Consider the following 18294-nt stretch of genomic DNA (forward strand, 5'->3'; position numbering starts at 1 on the left):
GACCAGCGCGCCCGCCATGCCCGTCCTGCCGGTCCGGCGGCGGCTCGTGCTGCATGTGCCGGGCTACGAGCCGCTGCCGCCCGAGGCGCAGCGCCGCCGCCTCGCCCGCGCCATCGCGCGCACGGCGGCCTGCTGGGGGCTGCGCGCCAGCATCGGCGAGGCAGCCGGGCCGGAGGGCGCCGCCACCCTGCATGCCCGCCTGCAGGGGCCGGACTGGCAAACCGAGGCCGAGATCCGCATCCTCGCCTGGGACGACCTGATCGCCCGCGACCTCGCCATGCCGCTGCCCGCGCGCATCGCGCGCGGCCTCGCCGTGCTGGGCCGGCTGCTCGTGGACGGCACGCTCGGCCGCTACGGCCGCGCGCAGCGACGCTACCTCGCCTTCGTCGCGCTGCCGGTCGCGCTGCTCGGCGCGGCGCTGCTCGCGGGCCTCGCCGCGGGGCTGGCGCTCGGCGGCTGGGCGGGGCTGGTGTTCGGGGCCGGTGTCTCGGCACTCGTGATCCTCGCGGCGGACCGGCGGCTGCATCTCGGCCATCTCCTCGCCGACTGGATCTTCGCCGCCGACCTCGCGCGCGGCCGGCGCCGGGATGCGGCCGCGCGCATCGCCCGCTTCGCCGCCGAGATCCAGGCCGCCCGCCGCCGGCGCGACGTGGAGGAGGTGGTCCTCTGCGGCCACAGCCTCGGCATGGTGCTGCTGGTCGAGGCGCTGGCCGAGGCGCTCGCCGCGGAGCCGGAGCCGCCGCGCCCCGCGCCGCGGCTGGCGCTGGTCGGGCTCGGCTCCTCGGTGCCGAAGATCGCGCTGATGCCGGGCGCGGACCGGCTGCGCGCGGCGCTCGCACGCCTTGCCGCCACGCCGCGCCTCGCCTGGGTCGAATACACCTCGCGCCGCGACCTGCTCTCCTTCCATCGCGCCGACGTGATGCGGATGCTCGGCATCGCTACCGGGGGCCCGCGGCGGGAAAGCATCCATCCCCGTTCCATGCTCGACGATGCGCAGTGGCGACGCGCGCGCTTCTCCATGCTGCGCGCCCACCGCGCCTATCTCGCCGGCAATGCGCGGCGCTACTTCTATGACTGGGGCATGATCGCCTGCGGCCCCGGCGCGGCGGGGCGGGACGCACCGCCCGACCGCCTGCTCGGCCCCGATGGGGCGCTGGCCCGCCCCCGTGGCGCGGCGGCATGAGCGCCCGCCTCCGCACACCGGCGAAAGGAAGCCGCACCGCGTGACACCCCTGACCGCGAAACTTCTGCACGCCCTCTGCATGATCGCCTGGTGGGCGATCCGCCGGCCCTTCGAGCGCAAATCCAAGCGCAACGTCCTGGTGACGGACGCGATGGACCTGCGCGAGACGCTGCTGCTCGGCATCTCGCTCACCGGCCTCGGCGTGGTGCCGGCGATCTACATCGTCACCGGCTTTCCCGCCGCGCTGGACCAGGTTTTCTCGCCGCTGCGCGCGACGGCGGGCCTCCTGGTCTTCGTCGCCGCGCTGGCACTGTTCCACGCGACGCACAAGGCGCTCGGCCGCAACTGGTCGGTGACGCTGGCGGTGCGGCAGGACCATGCGCTGGTGACCGGCGGCGTCTACCGCTTCGTCCGCCACCCGATGTATTCGGCCTTCTGGCTCTGGGCCATCGCCCAGGCGCTGACCCTGCAGAACTGGCTGGCCGGACCGGCGGGCCTGATCGGCTTCGGCACGCTCTACCTGCTGCGCGTCGGGCGGGAGGAGGCGCTGATGCGGCGCACCTTCGGCGCCGCCTGGGATGCCTATGCCGCGCGCACGCCGCGCGTCATCCCGTTCCTGCCGCCGCCGCGCGGGGCGTGAGGCGCCAAGCGCCCGCGCTCAAGCGGCGCGCCGAGGCCGCGCGACCCTTCAGGCCAGGCAGATGCCGGACGACATCCGCACCCGCATGAACCGACCATCCCACCCCCTGCGACGCCGGCCGGCGCTGCTCCTGCTGCCCGCGCTCGCGGCCTGCGGCACCGCTCGCCCTCCGCACCCCGCCCCGGCCGCGCGCGGGCGCGTCGTGCTGTTCCGCGGGCTGCTCAACCTGTTCTCGACCGGCATCGACGTGCTCGCGGCCTCGCTGCGCCAGGCCGGCTGGAGCGCCACGACGCACAACCACAGCGCCTGGCGCGGCCTCGCCGACCGCACCGCGGCGGAGGCGCGGGACGGCGGGCTGCCGCGCCCGCTGGTGGTGATCGGCCATTCCTTCGGCGCGGATGCGGCCATCCTCTTCACCGGGCGGCTCGGCGCGCGCGGCATCGCGACGGACCTGCTCGTCACCTTCGACCCGAGCTGGATCCTGGCCGTCCCGCGCGGGCCACGGCGCGTGCTCAACTTCCACCAGGACCGCGACGGCTATTCGCGGCGCCTGCAACCGGAGAATGGCTTCGACGGCACGATCGAGAACCGCCTCGTCAACGGCCATTCGCACCTGTCCATCGAGAAGGACCCCGCGCTGCACCGCCTCGTGCTGGACCGCCTCGCCGTGCTCGACGGCGCTCGTGTGGCCCCGGCCCGCCCACCGGGCGCTACGGCAGGCCGGTGAGGCGGCGCTCCAGCAGGCCGCGCCACGGCGCGTCGGGCGGGGACTCGTTGAGCAGCGCCTGCCACAGCGCGCGCGCATTGGCCGGCCGGCCGCTCTCCGCCTCCACCAGCCCGGCCAGGAAGCGCAGGCGCGGGTCGCCCGGATCCTCGGCCAGCCCGCGCGTGATCCACCCGGCCGCGCGCTCGGGCGCGCCACGCGCGATCTCCATCTCCGCGATGTCGCCCGCAAGGCCCGCATCGAAGCGCGCCTCGATCGCGCGCGTCCAGGCGGCGATGGCGGCATCCGCCCGGCCGCGGCTGCGCTCCGCATTGCCGAGCAGCACCCAGCCCTGCCGCGCCTGCTCGCTGCGCGGATCAAGCCCCGCGAGGCGCTCGCGCAGCGTGGCGAGGATCTGCTCGTCGCGCGCCAGCGCCTCGGCGCGCATGTCATAGGGCGCGGAGGGCATCCCCGGCGTGCCGCGCAGCAAATAGAGCCCGGCCGCGCCGGCGGCGATCAGCGGCACCAGCGCCACCAGCAGCGCCGGGCTGCGCGCGGCCGAGGCCTCCTCCTCCGCCGCATCGGCGGCGGCGATCAGGCGGCGCTGCACCTCGACGCGCGCGGCCCGGTGACCGGCCTCGTCGAGCCGCCCGGCCTCGCGCTCGCGGTCGAGCTCGGCCAGTTGCGCGCGATAGAGCGCGACATCGGCCTCCCGCCGGCCGCGTGCCGCGCGCGGCCGCAGCACCGCGGCGCCGAGCGGCAGCAAGGCGGCAAGCGCCAGCAGGATCAGCGGTATCCAGACCGTCATGCGCCGCCGCCACGCTCCAGTTCCGCGAGCCGCCGCCGCTCGGCCTCGCTCAGCGGCACGGGCTCGAGGCCCGCCGCGCGCCGCCGCCGCGTCAGGATCACCAGCAATCCGCCGCCCAGCGCCAGCACCGGCATCGCCCAGAGCAGCGCCGTCACCGCGTTGAAGGGCGGGCGCAACAGCACGAAATCGCCATAGCGCTCGTGGACGAAGCGCACCACCGCCGCCCGGTCATCGCCCGCCGCCACCCTCTCCCGCACCAGGCGCCGCAGGTCGCGCGCGAGATCCGCATCGCTGTCCTCGATGGACTGGTTCTGGCAGACCATGCAGCGCAACTCGCGCCCGATCTCCTGCGCCCGCGCCTCCAGCGCCGGATCCGGCAGCCGATCCTCCGGCCTGCCGACGGCGGCGAAGACCGGACCGGCCAGGGCCAGCAGCAGAAGGGACGCGAGAGCGGTGCGGCGGAGCGGAGAGGGGCTCCGCCCCTCTCCGGACCTCACCCCGCCAGAGGCCGAAAGGCCTCTGGACACCACGAACTGGGCGGTCGGAGGGAGGGGCACGGGACGACCACCGCGCAAGGCGCGCGCGCGGAGCCCCTCCCGCCGACCGCCCAGGTATCGGGTTCCAAGGGCCCTCAGGCCCTTGGCGGGTGGGGTTCCGGGGAGGGCGGAGCCCTCCCTGCGCCGACCGCGGCCGCTCACGCGAACCTCCGCAGCAGGGGCCTGAGGTCGCGGTCCAGCACGTCCGGTGTGACGGGGCCGGCGAAGCGCCAGCGGATCAGGCCCTGGCGGTCGATCAGGTAGGTCTCGGGCACGCCGTACACGCCCCAGTCGATGGCGGTGCGGCCCGGTTCGTCGCGGCCGAGCCTCGCATAGGGGTTGCCGTGGCGTTGCAGGAAGGCGGCCGCGTCGGTCGCGCGGTCCTTGTAGTTGATGCCGAGCACCGGCACGCCTTCGCGCGAGAGGCGCATCAGCACCGGGTGCTCGACGATGCAGGGCACGCACCAGGAGGCCCAGAAGTTCACGATCACCGGGCGCGGCAGCGGCGCGCGCAGATCGGCCGAGGAGAGCGCCGGCAGGCCCGCGGCCTCGAGAGGCGGCAGGCTGAACTCGGGCGGCGGGCGGCCGATCAGGGCGGAGGGCACGCCGCGCGGGTCGTAGTCCCCGGTCTGCAGCCCGCGCAGCATGGCGTAGAAGCCCGCGCCCGCCCCGACGGCGAGGCCGAGCGGCGCGAACAGCATCCAGCGGCGCGGGCGGGGGGCGGGGGTGTCGCTCATGCCGGGGCGGTCGCTCCCTTGGGTGCTGGGGCGGCCACGCGCATCCGCCGGTCCGACAGCGAGAGACCGCCGCCCAGCGCCATGATCAGCGCGCCGAACCAGATCCAGGGCGCGAGCGGATTGTGGTGCAGGCGCAGCACGCCGGCGCCCTCCCGCTCCTCGCCGAGCACGGCGTAGAGGTCGCGGATGGCGTTGGTGTGGATGGCGGCCTCGGTGGTGGTCTGGCGGTCCACGGTGAAGGTGCGGCGCTCGGGGCGCAGCACGGTCACCACCGCGCCGTCGCGCGTGACGGTCACGGTGGCCTGGCGGGAGGTGAAGTTCGGCCCCTGCCGGTCCTCGATGCGTTCGAGCCGCCATTCGTAGCCGGCGAGCCGCGCGCTCTCGCCCGGCTTCAGCGCCACCAGCGCGTCGGTGGCCACACCCATGCCCGCGACGCCGGCGATGGTGACGCCCATCCCGGCATGGGCGACGGCCGCGCCCCAGGCCGCGCGCGGCAGGCCGCGGGCGCGCTGCCAGGCCTGGCCGGGGCGGCGGAAGAGCGCGATGCGGTCGGCGATGTCGGCCGCCGCACCCGCCACGAGCCATAGCGCGAGCGCCATGCCGATCGCGGGCCAGACCGGGTAGCCGAGCGCCGCGAGATGGAGGAAGCCCACCGCCAGCGAGGCTACCGCCGCCCACCACAGGCGCTGCAGCGCGCCCCAGGCGTCGCCGCGCTTCCAGGGCAGCATCGCGCCGATCGGCATCGCCAGCACCAGGGGGATGGCGAGCGGCGCGGTCGCCGCGTTGAAGAAGGGCGGGCCGACCGAGATCTTCGCCCCGGTGAGGATGTCGGCGAACAGCGGCCACAAGGTGCCGGCCAGCACCACCGCCGCGATCGAGCACAGCAGCAGGTTGTTCAGCACCAGCGCGCCCTCTCGCGAGATGGGCGCGAAGATGCCCGTCGGCGCGAGCCGGTTGGCCCGCCAGGCGAAGATGCCGAAGGCGCCGGCGACGTAGATCATCAGCAGCGCGAGGATGAAGACGCCGCGCGCCGGGTCGTTGGCGAAGGCGTGCACGCTGTTCAGCACGCCCGAGCGCACCAGGAAGGTGCCGAGCAGGCTCATGGCGAAGGCCATGATGGCGAGCAGCACGGTCCAGATCTTCAGCGCGTCGCGCTTCTCGACGACGATGGCCGAATGCAGCAGCGCCGTGCCCACCAGCCAGGGCAGCAGCGAGGCGTTCTCCACCGGATCCCAGAACCAGTAGCCGCCCCAGCCGAGCTCGTAATAGGCCCACCAGGATCCCAGCGCGATGCCGAGCGTCAGGAACGCCCAGGCCACCAGCGACCACGGCCGCACCCAGCGCCCCCAGGCCGCATCCACGCGCCCCTCCAGCAGCGCGGCCACAGCGAAGGCGAAGGTCACCGCATAGCCGACATAGCCGACATAGAGCATCGGCGGATGCAGCGCCAAGCCGATGTCCTGCAGCACCGGATTGAGCCCCTGCCCGTCCGGCGGCGGCGGCCAGACGCGGTCGAAGGGGTTCGAGGTGAAGATGATGAAGGCGAGGAAGCCCACCGAGACCCAGCCCAGGACCGCGATGACGCGGGCCTTGAGCGCGGTCGGCAGGTCCCGGCCGAACCCCGCCACCGCCGCGCCGCACAGCGCGAGGATCAGGACCCAGAGGACCATCGAGCCCTCGTGGTTCCCCCAGGTTCCCGTGACCTTGTAGAGCATCGGCTTGGCCGAATGGCTGTTGGCCACGACGTTGGACACGGTGGTGTCGTTCACCACGAAGGCCCAGACGAGGCAGCCGAAGGCCACCGCGACCGCGACCAGCTGGCCCGCCGCCAGCGGCCCCGCCGTGCCCATCCAACGCACGTCCCGCCGCGACGCCCCGACGAGCGGCAGCACCGACTGCGCCACCGCCAGCACGCAGGCCAGCGCCAGGGCGAAATGACCGAGTTCGGGGATCATGCGGGGTGGCTCCGGTCGCTGCGGGCGTCCCGGGGGGCCAGCCCCCCGAACCCCCGGCCGGGAGGCGAAGGCCTCCCGGACCCTCGATTCCATGGGGCGCGGGGGCCGGGGAGGCCGCAGCCTCCCCGGCGGGGGTCCAGGGGGCGGCGCCCCCTGGCCGCGCCCGCGGCCACCGGCACCACAGGCATCATCCCCCGCTCCGTCCCTCGCGCTGGCGTGGCGCGGTGTTCCAGGTCTCGGCGGGCGGCGGGGGGCCTTCGGCGGGGTTCCAGTGCCCGGCCCGGCGCAGCGCGTCGGCGACTTCGGGGGGCATGTAGGTCTCGTCGTGGCGGGCGAGCACCTCGGTGGCGCGGAAGCTGCCGTCGGGCAGCAGGCGGCCGAGCGTGACCACGCCCTGCCCTTCGCGGAACAGGTCCGGCAGCACGCCGGAATAGGTCACGGGAATGGCGTTCGCCCCGTCGGTGACGCGGAAGGTCGCGGCCGGCCGCCCGTCGCTGCCGGTGCGGCGTTCGACCGAGCCGGCCTCGACCAGCCCGCCGAGGCGGATCGCGCGGTCGCTCGCGGGCGGGTTCGCCAGCACATCGGAGGGCGAGAAGAAGAAGACGATGTTGTCCTGGAAGGCCGTCAGCGTCAGGGCCGTGGCGGTGCCGAGGCCGAGGCCGGCGAGCAGCAGGACCATCAGGCGGCGCTTCTTGCGTGTCACTGTCTCATGCCCTCAGACGGCGGGCGATCCGGCCGGCCTGCCTTCGCGCCGCGCACTGGCGTGCCCGGCGCGGGTGCCGGTCCGGGCACGGTGGCGCCGGCAGGTGCGGCGGCGCGGGTCATGCGCGCTCTCCCCGCGGGTCGAGCGTCGCCAGCAGGCGCCTGGCCGCGCGGTGCCGCAGCGCCGCGCCGACCGCCAGCGCGCCGAAGGTGCCGAGCGTCAGCACGTAGGACGCCGTGATGTGCCACCAGTGCAGGGTCATGCCGGCGCATCCTCCCGCCGCGCGCGGGCCAGTTGCAGGGCCCGCACCCGGCGCTCCATCACCGCCGCGCGCGTGCGCGCCAGCACCACCGCCGCGAAGAGCAGCGTGAAGCCCAGCGCGCAGGTCAGCAGCGGGTAGAGGATGTCCACATGCATCCCCGGCGTGTCGAGCCGCGTCACGGAGGCCGGCTGGTGCAGCGTGTTCCACCAATCCACCGAGAACTTCACGATCGGCACGTTGACGAAGCCCACCAGCGCCAGGATGGCGCCGGCCTTCGCGCCGCGCTCGGGGTCGTCGAAGGCGCGCACCAGCGCGGCATGGCCGAGCCAGAGGAAGAACAGCACGAGCACGGAGGTCAGCCGCGCATCCCAAACCCACCAGGTGCCCCACATCGGCTTGCCCCAGAGGCTGCCGGTGGCGAGGCACAGGGCGGTGGCCGCCGCGCCGACGGGGGAGAGTTCCCGCGCCGTCAGATCCGCGAGCGGGTGCCGCCAGATCAGCGCCATCACCGAAAGCACCGCGAGGCCGGTGTAGCCGCCCATCGCCAGCCAGGCCATCGGGACGTGGACATACATGATCCGGACGGTCTCGCCCTGCTGCCAGTCGGGCGGGGAGAGCGCGAGCCCCCAGACCAGCCCCGTGCCCAGCACGAGCAGCGCCGCCGCCCACAGCACGGGCAGCAGCCGTCCCGTCGCGCGCAGGAAGCGGCCGGGATTGGCGAAACGGTGCAGGCTCCGCCCGGCCGCGGCGCGCGGGGCGGGGGAGGCTCCGGTGCCGGCTGTCAGGCGTCCATCCACGCCGACAAACTAGGGGAACAACCCCGGTTATTGAAGCCGCGCCCGGTCGGCGTTACGTGCCGACACGTTGCCGAGCCCCCCGGGGCCGGGGCGCGGACGGGGGATGCGATGCTTTTCGCCGTGACCATCGAGGACAAGCCGGGCATGGCCGCGACGCGCCGCGCCGTGCGGGCGGAGCACATCGCATGGCTCGAACGCCACCGGGAGATGCTGGTCATCGCCGGGCCGATCATGGATGCGGAGGGGAACTCGATCGGCTCGGTCCGCGTGATCGAGGCGCCGGACCGCGCGGCGGTGGAGGCGCTGACCGAGGGCGACCCCTTCGCCCGGGCGGGCTGCTTCGCGCGGGTCTCGATCAACCCCTACCGCATCGTGTTCAAGGACGGCGCGAAGGCGGAATGAGCGCCGCGCGGCCAAAGGCGGCCTGCCGGCGGCGGGCCGGGAGCGAACGGCGCGACCGCGCCCGAGCCATCCGCGGCCCCAAGCGGTCCGGCACAGGGCGGGAAGGCAAGGCGGCCGGGGTTCCTTGGGCGTTGCTCCGCAGCCTTGGTGGGTCTGCGCCGCATGGCCGCCGCCCGCCGCTTGAGGGACGAACACCGTGACCAACCACTGGCTCGTCAAATCCGAGCCCGACGCCTTCTCCTGGGACCAGCAGGTCGCCAACGGCATCGAGCCCTGGACCGGCGTGCGCAACCACATGGCCAAGGCGAACCTGATGGCGATGAGGAAGGGCGACCGCGCCTTCTTCTACCACTCCAACATCGGCAAGGAGATCGTGGGCGTGGTCGAGGTGGTGCGCGAGGCCTACCCCGACCCCACCGCCGAGCCCGGCAGCCCCTGGGTCGCGGTGGACATGAAGACGGTCGGGCCGATGCCGAGGCCCGTCAGCCTCGCCGCCATCAAGGCCGAGCCGAGGCTCGAAGGCATCGCGCTGGTGCGCATGTCCCGCCTCTCGGTCATGCCCATCGCGCCCGAGCACTGGGCGGTGCTGGCGGAGATGGGCGGGTGGAAGGGCAAGTGACGCCGCCCCCGGCCGAGCGCGTGCTCTGCGCGCTCGAGGAGATCCCCGACGGCCAGTCCAAGGGCTTCGCCGCGGCGCCGGGGGGCTTCCTCGGCCTCTTCGCGGTGCGGCGGGGCGATCGCGTCTGGGTCTATGTGAATTCCTGCCCGCATATCGGCGTGCCGCTCGACCCCGTGCCGGACCGCTTCCTCGACCGCAAGCGGGAGGCGATCGTCTGCTCGACGCATGGCGCGCGCTTCCGCATCGAGGACGGCGTCTGCACCACCGGCCCCTGCATCGGCGAGGCGCTGGAGGCGGTGCCGGCGCGCGTGGATGCCGAGGGCCGGGTGCTCGTGCCGGCGGATGCCGGGCTCTAGGCCGCCGGGCGCTCCGCGCCTGTCCGCCCCATCGCGCGATTCAAATCCGCGCCATCGCTAATGTTGACCTGGATCAAATCGGCATCGCAAATCCCCGATCATCAGGGGAACCAGGCAGGGAGGCCGCCCATGGCAGACGAACTGATCGCCGTGAAACCCGAGATCGCCGCGCGCGCGCATGTGGATGCCGCGAAGCGCGAGGCGATGATCGCCGCCGAGGCGGCAGACCCGGACGCCTTCTGGCGCAACGAGGCGAAGCGCATCGCCTGGATGCGCGAGCCCACGAAGATCAAGTCGGTGGACTTCACCGGCGACATCTCGATCAAGTGGTTCTGGGACGGCGAGCTGAACGCCTCCGTCTCCTGCCTCGACCGCCACATCGCGGCCGGGCGCGGCGAGCAGGTGGCGATCATCTGGGAAGGCGACGATCCGGCCACCGATGCCAAGGTCACCTACCGCGAGCTGCACGCGCGCGTCTGCAAGCTGGCCAATGCCATGCGCCGGCTCGGCGTGAAGAAGGGCGACCGCGTCTGCATCTACCTGCCGATGATCGTCGAGGCGGCGGTCGCCATGCTCGCCTGCGCGCGCATCGGCGCCATCCATTCGGTGGTGTTCGGCGGCTTCTCGCCCGACAGCCTCGCCTCGCGCATCCAGGATTCCGCCTGCTCGCTGCTGATCACCGCCGATGAGGGCCGCCGCGGCGGCCGGCGCGTGCCGCTCAAGGCCAATGCGGACGAGGCGCTGCTGACCTGCCCCACCATCCGCCACGTCATCGTCGCGAAGAACACCGGCGGCGCGGTCGAGATGATGGAAGGCCGCGACCACTGGTGGCACGCCATCACCGAAGGCGAGGGCGAGAGCTGCGAGCCCGAGCGGATGAACGCCGAGGACCCGCTGTTCATCCTCTACACCAGCGGCAGCACGGGCAAGCCCAAGGGCGTGCTGCACACCACCGGCGGCTACATGGTCTGGGCGTCCTTCACGCACCAGAACGTCTTCGACTACCGCGAGGGCGAGATCTACTGGTGCACCGCCGATGTCGGCTGGGTCACGGGCCACACCTACATCGTCTATGGCCCGCTCGCGAACGGCGCGACCACGCTGATGTTCGAGGGCGTGCCCTCCTGGCCCGATGCCGGGCGATTCTGGCAGGTGGTGGCCAAGCACAAGGTCAACATCTTCTACACCGCGCCCACCGCCATCCGCGCCCTGATGCGCGAGGGCGAGGCGCCGGTGAAGAATCACGACCGCAGCAGCCTGCGTATCCTCGGCTCGGTGGGCGAGCCCATCAACCCGGAAGCCTGGCTCTGGTACTATCGCGTGGTGGGCGAGGAACGCTGCCCGGTGGTGGACACCTGGTGGCAGACCGAGACGGGCGGCATCCTGATCAGCCCGCTGCCCGGCGCCGTCGCGCAGAAGCCCGGCTCCGCCACCCTGCCGCTGCCCGGCGTGAAGCCGGCCATCGTGGACGGTGAAGGCCGCATCCTCGACGGCGCGGCCGAGGGGAACCTGGTGCTGCTCGATTCCTGGCCGGGCCAGATGCGCACCATCTATGGCGACCATCCGCGCTTCGGGCAGACCTACTTCTCGACCTTCAAGGGCATGTACTTCACCGGCGACGGCGCGCGGCGCGACGCCGACGGCTACTACTGGATCACGGGCCGCGTGGACGACGTGATCAACGTCGCCGGCCATCGCATGGGCACGGCCGAGGTGGAATCCGCCCTCGTCGCGCACCCGGCGGTGGCCGAGGCCGCCGTGGTCGGCATGCCGCACGACATCAAGGGCCAGGGCATCTACGCCTATGTCACGCTGAAGGCCGGCGTCGAGCCGACCGAGGTGCTGCGCAAGGAGCTGGTCGCCTGGGTGCGCAAGGAGATCGGGCCGATCGCCACACCGGACGCGATCCAGTGGGCGCCCGGCCTGCCCAAGACGCGCTCGGGCAAGATCATGCGCCGCATCCTGCGCAAGATCGCCGCGAACGAGACGGAGGGGCTGGGGGACACCTCCACCCTCGCCGATCCGGGCGTGGTGCAGGAGCTGATCGACAACCGCGTCGGCTGAGGCGATGGGCGGCACGCGCTACAGGGATGTCTATATCGGGGGGCCGGATCTCGTGGCCCCCGTCCTGCGCGGCGCCGTGCCTCCGGTCGAGGGGGCGCCTTACCGCATCAGCCCCTTCTTCCCGCCCGCCCCGCCGGACATCTTCGCCGCGGTGGTGGAGCGCATCCGCGCCGGCGCGCTGATCGGCCGGCAGACCGCGGCGGCCTGCTGGTGCGCCCTGGTCTCCCCCTCCGAAATCGCCGGTCTGATCGAGGAACTTTACGGCACCGGCGCGGAGGAACCCCCGCGCCTCGTTGCGCTGCGCCGCTTCGTCTCGGCGCTGCCGCAGGATTGCCAGTTCTCCCTGGTGGCGGTCTCGGACTGATCCCCGGCCGCGGCGCACGGGTCGTCGCGGCCATGGCGATGGCCGCGCATGGCTTTGCCGTGCGGCCTGTGGCTCATCGTCGCGGGGAACCGTCGTGCCGGAAGGTGCGTCGCGGGCGGTGGTGGAGCTGAGGGGAATCGAACCCCTGACCTCCTCATTGCGAACGAGGCGCTCTCCCATCTGAGCTACAGCCCCGCCGCGCGAGGCGCGCTGAGTGCCCCAGGCCGGGCGGGAAGTCAAGGCGCCTCGCGCCGCCGCGCAGCCGGCGGGCCGCCTTGCCCGCCGCCCGGCCGCTCACTAGGTTCCCGCCCAACCGAGGAGGGCCCATGCGCGCGCTGTTCTGGCTGCTGGATACGGTGATCAGCCTCTACATCTGGGCCCTGATCATCGGGGCCGTGCTGTCGCTGCTGCTGGCCTTCAACGTGCTGGACACGCGCAACCGCTTCGTCTGGACGGTGGCCGACTTCTTCTACCGCGTGACCGAGCCCGCGCTGCGCCCGATCCGCCGGCGGATGCCCAATCTCGGCGGCGTGGACCTGTCGCCCCTCGTGCTCATCCTGCTGCTCTCCGCCCTCAGGATCCTGCTGGCCGAGATCCAGGTGGGGCTGATGCGCGGCGGCGCCGGCTGGTGAGCGCCTGGCGCGCGGAGCCCGGCGGGGTGCTGGTGCGCGTGAAGGTGCAGCCGCGCGCGCGGCGGCCGGGCCTGGCCGGCACCCAGCCCGGCGCGGACGGCCCGCGGCTGCGGATCGCGGTGGGCGAGGCGCCCGCGGATGGCCGCGCCACCCGCGCCGCCTGCGAGGCGCTCGCCGCCGCGCTCGATGTCGCGCCCTCGGCCGTGACCTGCGTGCAGGGTGCGGCGGCGCGGGAGAAGCTGCTGCGCGTGGCCGGCGACCCCGCCCTGCTCGGCGCAAGGCTGGAGGCCCTGGCATGACCGCCCGCATCCTCGACGGCAAGGCGATCGCTGCGCGGTTGCGCGCGGGCCTCGCGGCGCGCGTCGCGGCCCTGCCCTTCCGCCCCGGCCTGCGCGTGGTGCGCGTGGGCGAGGACCCGGCCTCGGGCGTCTATGTGCGCAACAAGGACAAGGCGGCGCGGGAGGCCGGCTTCGACAGCGCCACCCTGCACCTGCCGGCCTCCGCCACCGAGGCCGAGCTGCTCGCCACCATCGCCGTGCTCAATGCCGATCCGGCGGTGGACGGCATCCTGGTGCAGCTTCCGCTGCCGCCACAGATCCGCACCGAGGCCGCCATCGCCGCGGTGGACCCGGCCAAGGACGTGGACGGCTTCCACCCGCTCAATGCCGGGCGGCTGGCCGCGGGGCAGCCGGGCCTCGTGCCCTGCACGCCGCGCGGGGTGATGCACATCCTGGCCGAGGCGGGCGTGGCGCTGCGCGGCGCCCGCGCCCTCGTGCTCGGCCGCTCGCAGATCGTCGGCCGGCCGATGGCGCAGCTGCTGCTCGGGGCGGACTGCACCGTGACCATCGCGCATTCGCGCAGCCGCGACCTTGCCGCCGAATGCCGCCGCGCCGAGATCCTCATCGCCGCCGTCGGCCGGCCCGGCCTGGTGCGCGGGGACTGGATCGCGCCCGGCGCGGTGGTGGTGGATGTCGGCATCAACCGCCTGCCGGATGGGCGGCTCGCCGGCGATGTCGCCTTCGAGGAGGCCGCCGCGGTGGCCGGCGCCATCACGCCCGTGCCCGGTGGCGTCGGGCCGATGACGATCGCCTGCCTGCTCGAGAACACGCTCGATGCCGCCATCGCGCGGCGGGGGGGCGCATGATCCTCTGGCGCGCGATGCAGGTGGTCGGCGTGCTCGGCATCCTCGCCTGCGCGCATCTCGCCTGGCAGGCCACGCCCTGGGGCGGGGAGGGCTGGGCGCGCGGCCGCCTGCTCTATGCCGGCGCGGGCGCGATCCCGGCGCTGGCGCTGCTCGGCATCGCCGCCATCGGCCAGGCGTTGCGTCGCCAGGCGGCGGAGATCGAAACCCTCAAGGCGATGCTCGAGCGCGTGGAGCGCCGCAGCGGCGGCTGAGGGCCGGCGCTGATCAGCCTTCGCGCATCGCCCCGGCCACCGCGCGGTCGGCCGGATCGTCGCTGGCCGCGAGCCCCGCGATCACCCCCTCGCGGTCGGCCTCGGCCCGGTTCTGGGAGAGTTTGCGCTTGCCGATCAGCGTCCCGATCCGCAGCGCGATCCCGACGATGCCCTTCAACTGGCCAGCGACGAAGGGCGCGGGGGCGTCGGTCACCGCCCAGGGTTCGGCGCGCGCGGACTCGTGGCGGTCGGTGAGGCGCGCGACCACCGCATGCAGCCGCGCCGGATCCTCGAACACCTCGACCGGCCCGATGGCGTGGACGGCGACGTAGTTCCAGGTCGGCACGACCCGCCCGTGCTCGCGCTTCGCGGCGTAGAGCGAGGGCGAGACATAGGCCTCCGGCCCCGGGAAGACGGCGCGCGCCACGCCCGCCGCCGCCAGCCCCTTCCACTGCGGATTCGCCTTGGCGAGATGGCCGTAGAGCGTGCCATGCGGCCCTTCCGCCTCGTCCAGCAGCAGCGGCAGATGCGTCGCCTCCGGCGCGCCGCCATCCGGCGCGGCCGAGACCAGCAGCGCGAGTCGCGCCGCGCGCATGATCGCGCGCAGCACCTCGGGTCGGTCCTCGCGGAAGGCGGGCGGGGTGTACATCGGCTGGCTCCGGGACGGCTGCGCGATTCCTTAACCGAACGCCCGCCATGGTCCAGCGCGCCGGGACAAGACACAGGCGCTGGAGGCCGCAGCATGGCAGGCAGCATCATCGACGACATCACCCGCGCGATCGGCGCGCACGGGCTGTGGAAGGGGCGGCTTGCCGCCGCCATCGCCGGTGGCGAGCAGGGGCTCGATCCCGCCACCGTGGCCCGGGACGACGCCTGCGATTTCGGCCGCTTCCTCGCCGGCCCCGCGATCCCGCCCGCCGAGAAGGCCGGGCCGCACTACCAGCGCATCAGGACGCTGCATGCCGCCTTCCACCGCTGCGCCTGCGACGTGCTGCGCGACGCGCGCGCGGGCCGCCGCGCCGAGGCCGAGGCGGCGCTGCGCCCGGGCGGGGCCTTCGCCTCCGCCTCGGCCGATCTCACCCAGGCCATGATGGCCTGGCAGCAGGCGCTGCGCCGCGCCGCGTAAGGCGGCAGGCGGATCGCCGTGCGCCGGGCGCGGCGGAGGCGCGATGCCCGCTGCGGCCCGGGGCGACACCGCCATGGCGCCCCTGGCCCGCCGGCCCGGTCCGTCGCAGGATGGCGCGTGCCACACCAGCCGGAGGCGCCGCCATGGACGAGGACCGCTTCAACCTGGATCTGCGCAAGTTCCTCAAGCAGGTCGGCGTGACCTCGCAGCGCGAGATCGAGCGCGTGGCGCGCGAGGGCGGCGTGAAGGGCAAGGTGCTGCGGCTGCGCATGGCGCTGACCTCGCCCGACGCACCCGGCCTGAACCATGTGGTCGAGGCCGAGATCCCGCTGGACTGACGCGCGCCATGACGCAGGACCTGATCCGCCTGGGTGCGCGCGAGGCGGTGGCGCTGCTCCGCGCGCGGGAGGTCTCCCCGCTCGAACTGATCGAGGCCGCCGCCGCGCGCATCGCCGCGGTCGAGCCCGCGGTCAACGCCCTGCCCACCCTCTGCCTCGACCGCGCGCGCGAGCACGCCAAGGCGCTGATGCGCGGCGAGCGGCGCGAGGCGGAGGAGGAGCCCGGCTGGCTCGCCGGCCTGCCCGTGGCCATCAAGGACCTGACGGAGGTGGCGGGCGTGCGCACCACCTATGGCAGCCCGATCTTCGCCGACCACGTGCCCGATCGCAGCCACCCGATCGTCGAGCGGATCGAGCGCCGCGGCGGCATCGTCATCGCGAAATCCAACACGCCGGAATTCGGCGCCGGCGGCTCGACCTTCAACGAGGTCTTCGGCCGCACGCGCAACCCCTGGAACACGTCGCTGACCTGCGGCGGCTCGACGGGCGGCGGCGCGGTGGCGCTGGCGACCGGGGAGGTGTGGCTCGCGCACGGCTCGGATCACGGCGGCTCGCTGCGGCGGCCGGCGACCTACTGCTCCGTCGTCGGCATGCGCCCCTCGCCCGGGCGCGTGACGCGCGGCCCGCAGGAGGATCTGTGGTCGCCGCTCTCGGTGCAGGGGCCGATGGCGCGCAACATCCCCGACCTCGCGCTGTTCCTCGACACCATGGCGGGATGGGATCCCGACGACCCGATGACCTACGACGCGCCGGCGCGCTCCTACGCTGATGCCGTCGCCGCGGCCGAGGCGGAGAAGCCCCTGCGCATCGCCTTCACCGCCGATTTCGGCGGCGCCCTGCCGATGGACCGCGAGACGGCGGAGATCTGCGCGCGCGAGGTGCGGCGCTTCGAGACCCTCGGCATCGCGGTGGAGGAGGCGCATCCCGAACTCGGCGATCTCAACGAGGCCTTCCTCGTTCTCCGCAGCCAGCATTTCGTCGTGGACCGCGAGGCGCTGCTCGCCACCAGGCGCCACCTGCTCAAGCCCGACATCATCTGGCAGACCGAGCGCGGATTGAAGGAGACGCCCTCCCGCCTCGCCTGGGCCGAGCACGAGCGCGCGCGCTTCTTCCGCGCCATGCGCGACATCTTCGCCCGCTGCGACGTGCTGGTCACGCCCGGCGCCTCGACGCCCGCCTTCGACGTGATGCTGCGCGCGCCGGAGCGGATCGGCGGCAGGCCGCTCGAGAACTACATGGGCGGCTCGCTGGTCAACGCCTTCGCCACGCTGGCCTCCTGCCCCGCCGTGGCGGTGCCCTGCGGATTCGACCGTCATGGCCGGCCGGTGGGGCTGCAGGTGGTGGCCCCGCCGCGCCAGGATGCGAGGGCGCTGCAGGTGGCCGCGCTGTTCGAGCGCCTCTCCGGGCTCGACCGGCTGCTGCCGATCGAGCCGCGGCCGGGGACGGTGCCGCCCTGCGAATGAACCGGGGCGGCGGCCCGGATCAGCGCGCGAGGATCTTCGCCTCGATCGCGTCCCAGATGGCGCGTTCGAGATGCACGCCGTCGAAGCGCGCGATCTCCTGCAGGCCCGTCGGCGAGGTCACGTTGATCTCGGTGAGGTAGCCGCCGATCACGTCGATGCCCACGAAGATCATGCCGCGCTTCTTCAGCTCGGGGCCGATCGCGGCGCAGATCTCGCGCTCACGCTCCGTCAGCGTGGTGGGCTCGGGGCGGCCGCCGACATGCATGTTGGAGCGCGCCTCGCCCGCCGCGGGCACGCGGTTGATGGCGCCCATCGCCACGCCATCCACCAGGATGATGCGCTTGTCGCCCTCGCGCACGGCGGGGACGTATTTCTGGATCACCAGCGGCTCGCGGGAGCGTTCGGTGAACATCTCGACCAGCGCGTTCATGTTCGGGTCGTCGGGGCGCAGGTGGAACACGCCCGCGCCGCCATTGCCGAACAGCGGCTTGATGATGATGTCCCCGTGTTCGCGCCGGAACGCCGCGATCCGCCGGCGGTCCGAGGTCACCATCGTGACCGGCATCAGCTCCGGGAAATGCGTGACGAACAACTTCTCCGGCGCGTTGCGCACCGAGGCCGGGTCGTTCACCACCAGCGTGCGCGGGTGGATGTGCTCGAGGATGTGGGTCGCCGTGATGTAGGCCATGTCGAAGGGCGGGTCCTGGCGCATCAGCACCACATCCGCCCCTTCGCCGAGGTCGAGTTCCTCCTCCGCCCCGAAGGTGAAGTGGTTGCCGTATGCGCGCCGCACCTCGATGGGCTTCGCCCAGGCGGTGACGCGCCCGCCGCGCAGCGCGAGGTCGCGCACATGGTAGTGCCACAGCCTGTGCCCGCGCGCCTGCGCCTCGAGCATCAGGGCGAAGGTGGAATCGGCGTCGATGTTGATGCTCTCGATCGGGTCCATCTGGACCGCGACGCGCAGGCTCCGGGTCATGGGCGTGCTTCCTGGCTGGTTGGTCCGGGCGGACCGCTTGCCCCCGTGGTGCCACCCCGAGCGGCTTTGCGCCAGGGTGGGTTTCGCGGTGCGCGCTCAACCCTGGGGTGTTTTTCGTTAATCTCGCACGATTGTGGGTTAAGGTCTGCGCGTGACATGGCATAGGTTGCCGCATGGTTAAGGCCCGCCACCGCGGGCGCTGACGGCGGCAGGACGCCGCGCCCCTCTGCCCGAG

24 protein-coding genes and 1 tRNA gene are annotated in these 18294 nt (G+C 73.7%); 15 read left to right on the top strand and 10 right to left on the bottom strand.

Going from position 1 to position 18294, the window contains the following annotated elements; translation table 11 throughout:
* The first annotated feature begins 16 nt into the window (after positions 1-16).
* The 3 genes from FHS88_RS00280 (at position 17) to FHS88_RS00290 (ending at position 2550) form a co-directional block, all read left to right on the top strand.
* Positions 17-1183: a hypothetical protein gene (locus FHS88_RS00280; protein WP_184480091.1), complete on the top strand. Its 1167-nt coding sequence runs from the start codon at positions 17-19 to the stop codon at positions 1181-1183.
* A 40-nt stretch (positions 1184-1223) separates the two neighbouring features.
* Complete coding sequence (locus FHS88_RS00285; RefSeq protein ID WP_184480094.1) at positions 1224-1823, top strand: protein-S-isoprenylcysteine O-methyltransferase; 600 nt, start codon at positions 1224-1226, stop codon at positions 1821-1823.
* A gap of 61 nt (positions 1824-1884) precedes the next feature.
* Positions 1885-2550 carry an alpha/beta fold hydrolase gene (locus tag FHS88_RS00290; RefSeq protein ID WP_184480097.1) on the top strand — a complete coding sequence of 222 codons (666 nt, stop codon included), beginning with the start codon at positions 1885-1887 and terminating at the stop codon, positions 2548-2550.
* On the opposite strand, the gene ccmI is transcribed toward FHS88_RS00290, so the two are convergent.
* The 7 genes from ccmI to FHS88_RS00325 all read right to left on the bottom strand — a co-directional run bounded on the left by ccmI (position 2534) and on the right by FHS88_RS00325 (position 8324).
* Entirely contained in the window at positions 2534-3334 is an 801-nt protein-coding gene (gene ccmI, locus FHS88_RS00295) for a c-type cytochrome biogenesis protein CcmI (protein ID WP_184480100.1), read from the bottom strand. The two genes, FHS88_RS00290 and ccmI, sit on opposite strands and share 17 nt — an antisense overlap.
* A complete protein-coding gene (locus FHS88_RS00300) occupies positions 3331-3831 on the bottom strand; it encodes a cytochrome c-type biogenesis protein (protein ID WP_338146305.1) in 501 nt (166 codons plus the stop codon). Before FHS88_RS00300 ends, ccmI begins: the two co-directional genes overlap by 4 nt.
* Positions 3832-4028: 197 nt before the next feature.
* Positions 4029-4607: a DsbE family thiol:disulfide interchange protein gene (locus tag FHS88_RS00305; protein WP_184480103.1), complete on the bottom strand. Its 579-nt coding sequence runs from the start codon at positions 4605-4607 to the stop codon at positions 4029-4031.
* Positions 4604-6562, bottom strand: coding sequence for a heme lyase CcmF/NrfE family subunit (locus FHS88_RS00310; protein ID WP_184480106.1), 1959 nt, complete (start codon positions 6560-6562; stop codon positions 4604-4606). Before FHS88_RS00310 ends, FHS88_RS00305 begins: the two co-directional genes overlap by 4 nt.
* A 187-nt stretch (positions 6563-6749) precedes the next feature.
* A complete protein-coding gene (gene ccmE, locus FHS88_RS00315; protein WP_184480109.1) occupies positions 6750-7265 on the bottom strand; it encodes a cytochrome c maturation protein CcmE in 516 nt (171 codons plus the stop codon).
* 118 nt (positions 7266-7383) lie between these two features.
* Positions 7384-7527 carry a hypothetical protein gene (locus tag FHS88_RS00320; RefSeq protein WP_184480113.1) on the bottom strand — a complete coding sequence of 48 codons (144 nt, stop codon included), beginning with the start codon at positions 7525-7527 and terminating at the stop codon, positions 7384-7386.
* Positions 7524-8324, bottom strand: a complete 801-nt coding sequence (locus FHS88_RS00325) for a heme ABC transporter permease (RefSeq protein ID WP_408902316.1) — start codon at positions 8322-8324, stop codon at positions 7524-7526. The genes FHS88_RS00320 and FHS88_RS00325 overlap by 4 nt, the downstream gene beginning before the upstream one ends.
* 120 nt (positions 8325-8444) lie before the next feature.
* Between FHS88_RS00325 and FHS88_RS00330 the strand changes: the two genes are divergently transcribed.
* The 5 genes from FHS88_RS00330 (at position 8445) to FHS88_RS00350 (ending at position 12129) form a co-directional block, all read left to right on the top strand.
* The gene (locus FHS88_RS00330) at positions 8445-8726 is read left to right on the top strand and encodes a YciI family protein (RefSeq protein WP_338146306.1); all 282 of its coding nucleotides are present in this window, start codon (positions 8445-8447) and stop codon (positions 8724-8726) included.
* A 196-nt stretch (positions 8727-8922) separates the two neighbouring features.
* Positions 8923-9345, top strand: a complete 423-nt coding sequence (locus FHS88_RS00335) for an EVE domain-containing protein (protein WP_184480120.1) — start codon at positions 8923-8925, stop codon at positions 9343-9345.
* Entirely contained in the window at positions 9342-9701 is a 360-nt protein-coding gene (locus tag FHS88_RS00340) for a Rieske 2Fe-2S domain-containing protein (protein WP_184480123.1), read from the top strand. The genes FHS88_RS00335 and FHS88_RS00340 overlap by 4 nt, the downstream gene beginning before the upstream one ends.
* 129 nt (positions 9702-9830) lie before the next feature.
* Positions 9831-11765 (top strand): acetate--CoA ligase, encoded by a 1935-nt coding sequence (acs, locus tag FHS88_RS00345; protein ID WP_184480126.1) that lies wholly within the window; start codon positions 9831-9833, stop codon positions 11763-11765.
* 4 nt (positions 11766-11769) lie between these two features.
* Entirely contained in the window at positions 11770-12129 is a 360-nt protein-coding gene (locus FHS88_RS00350) for a hypothetical protein (protein ID WP_184480128.1), read from the top strand.
* A gap of 119 nt (positions 12130-12248) precedes the next feature.
* On the opposite strand, the gene FHS88_RS00355 is transcribed toward FHS88_RS00350, so the two are convergent.
* Positions 12249-12324: transfer RNA gene (locus FHS88_RS00355), tRNA-Ala, on the bottom strand.
* Between the two features lie 131 nt (positions 12325-12455).
* Here FHS88_RS00355 and FHS88_RS00360 point away from each other — a divergent pair.
* Genes FHS88_RS00360 through FHS88_RS00375 form a run of 4 tightly spaced genes read left to right on the top strand, consistent with a single transcriptional unit; the run spans position 12456 to position 14156 of the window.
* The gene (locus FHS88_RS00360) at positions 12456-12761 is read left to right on the top strand and encodes a YggT family protein (RefSeq protein WP_184480131.1); all 306 of its coding nucleotides are present in this window, start codon (positions 12456-12458) and stop codon (positions 12759-12761) included.
* Entirely contained in the window at positions 12758-13060 is a 303-nt protein-coding gene (locus FHS88_RS00365; RefSeq protein ID WP_338146308.1) for a DUF167 domain-containing protein, read from the top strand. Before FHS88_RS00360 ends, FHS88_RS00365 begins: the two co-directional genes overlap by 4 nt.
* The gene (folD, locus tag FHS88_RS00370; RefSeq protein WP_184480135.1) at positions 13057-13905 is read left to right on the top strand and encodes a bifunctional methylenetetrahydrofolate dehydrogenase/methenyltetrahydrofolate cyclohydrolase FolD; all 849 of its coding nucleotides are present in this window, start codon (positions 13057-13059) and stop codon (positions 13903-13905) included. The genes FHS88_RS00365 and folD overlap by 4 nt, the downstream gene beginning before the upstream one ends.
* The gene (locus tag FHS88_RS00375; protein ID WP_184480138.1) at positions 13902-14156 is read left to right on the top strand and encodes a hypothetical protein; all 255 of its coding nucleotides are present in this window, start codon (positions 13902-13904) and stop codon (positions 14154-14156) included. The genes folD and FHS88_RS00375 overlap by 4 nt, the downstream gene beginning before the upstream one ends.
* 13 nt (positions 14157-14169) lie before the next feature.
* Here FHS88_RS00375 and FHS88_RS00380 read toward each other — a convergent pair whose 3' ends face one another.
* Complete coding sequence (locus tag FHS88_RS00380; RefSeq protein ID WP_184480141.1) at positions 14170-14805, bottom strand: FMN-binding negative transcriptional regulator; 636 nt, start codon at positions 14803-14805, stop codon at positions 14170-14172.
* Between the two features lie 93 nt (positions 14806-14898).
* On the opposite strand from FHS88_RS00380, the gene FHS88_RS00385 reads away from it, so the two are divergent.
* From FHS88_RS00385 to FHS88_RS00395, 3 genes are all read left to right on the top strand, one after another.
* A complete protein-coding gene (locus FHS88_RS00385) occupies positions 14899-15282 on the top strand; it encodes a CZB domain-containing protein (RefSeq protein WP_184480144.1) in 384 nt (127 codons plus the stop codon).
* 143 nt (positions 15283-15425) lie between these two features.
* Positions 15426-15620, top strand: a complete 195-nt coding sequence (locus FHS88_RS00390) for a DUF6494 family protein (protein ID WP_184480147.1) — start codon at positions 15426-15428, stop codon at positions 15618-15620.
* Positions 15621-15628: 8 nt separating this feature from the next.
* Complete coding sequence (locus FHS88_RS00395) at positions 15629-17083, top strand: amidase (RefSeq protein WP_184480150.1); 1455 nt, start codon at positions 15629-15631, stop codon at positions 17081-17083.
* 19 nt (positions 17084-17102) lie between these two features.
* Here FHS88_RS00395 and gshB read toward each other — a convergent pair whose 3' ends face one another.
* Positions 17103-18059, bottom strand: coding sequence for a glutathione synthase (gshB, locus tag FHS88_RS00400; protein ID WP_184480153.1), 957 nt, complete (start codon positions 18057-18059; stop codon positions 17103-17105).
* Between the last annotated feature and the right edge of the window lie 235 nt (positions 18060-18294).

It is taken from the genome of Neoroseomonas alkaliterrae, assembly GCF_014199195.1.
GTDB classification, from domain to species: Bacteria; Pseudomonadota; Alphaproteobacteria; order Acetobacterales; family Acetobacteraceae; genus Neoroseomonas; species Neoroseomonas alkaliterrae.

Coding starts and splice junctions, on each gene's coding strand:
- FHS88_RS00375 (WP_184480138.1), top strand. CDS start 13,902: ATGATCCTCTGGCGCGCGATGCAGGTGGTCGGCGTGCTCGGCATCCTC.
- FHS88_RS00350 (WP_184480128.1), top strand. CDS start 11,770: ATGGGCGGCACGCGCTACAGGGATGTCTATATCGGGGGGCCGGATCTC.
- FHS88_RS00395 (WP_184480150.1), top strand. CDS start 15,629: ATGACGCAGGACCTGATCCGCCTGGGTGCGCGCGAGGCGGTGGCGCTG.
- FHS88_RS00290 (WP_184480097.1), top strand. CDS start 1,885: ATGCCGGACGACATCCGCACCCGCATGAACCGACCATCCCACCCCCTG.
- ccmI (WP_184480100.1), bottom strand. CDS start 3,334: ATGACGGTCTGGATACCGCTGATCCTGCTGGCGCTTGCCGCCTTGCTG.
- gshB (WP_184480153.1), bottom strand. CDS start 18,059: ATGACCCGGAGCCTGCGCGTCGCGGTCCAGATGGACCCGATCGAGAGC.
- FHS88_RS00390 (WP_184480147.1), top strand. CDS start 15,426: ATGGACGAGGACCGCTTCAACCTGGATCTGCGCAAGTTCCTCAAGCAG.
- folD (WP_184480135.1), top strand. CDS start 13,057: ATGACCGCCCGCATCCTCGACGGCAAGGCGATCGCTGCGCGGTTGCGC.
- FHS88_RS00305 (WP_184480103.1), bottom strand. CDS start 4,607: ATGAGCGACACCCCCGCCCCCCGCCCGCGCCGCTGGATGCTGTTCGCG.
- FHS88_RS00320 (WP_184480113.1), bottom strand. CDS start 7,527: ATGACCCTGCACTGGTGGCACATCACGGCGTCCTACGTGCTGACGCTC.
- FHS88_RS00380 (WP_184480141.1), bottom strand. CDS start 14,805: ATGTACACCCCGCCCGCCTTCCGCGAGGACCGACCCGAGGTGCTGCGC.
- FHS88_RS00385 (WP_184480144.1), top strand. CDS start 14,899: ATGGCAGGCAGCATCATCGACGACATCACCCGCGCGATCGGCGCGCAC.
- FHS88_RS00310 (WP_184480106.1), bottom strand. CDS start 6,562: ATGATCCCCGAACTCGGTCATTTCGCCCTGGCGCTGGCCTGCGTGCTG.
- FHS88_RS00280 (WP_184480091.1), top strand. CDS start 17: ATGCCCGTCCTGCCGGTCCGGCGGCGGCTCGTGCTGCATGTGCCGGGC.
- acs (WP_184480126.1), top strand. CDS start 9,831: ATGGCAGACGAACTGATCGCCGTGAAACCCGAGATCGCCGCGCGCGCG.
- FHS88_RS00360 (WP_184480131.1), top strand. CDS start 12,456: ATGCGCGCGCTGTTCTGGCTGCTGGATACGGTGATCAGCCTCTACATC.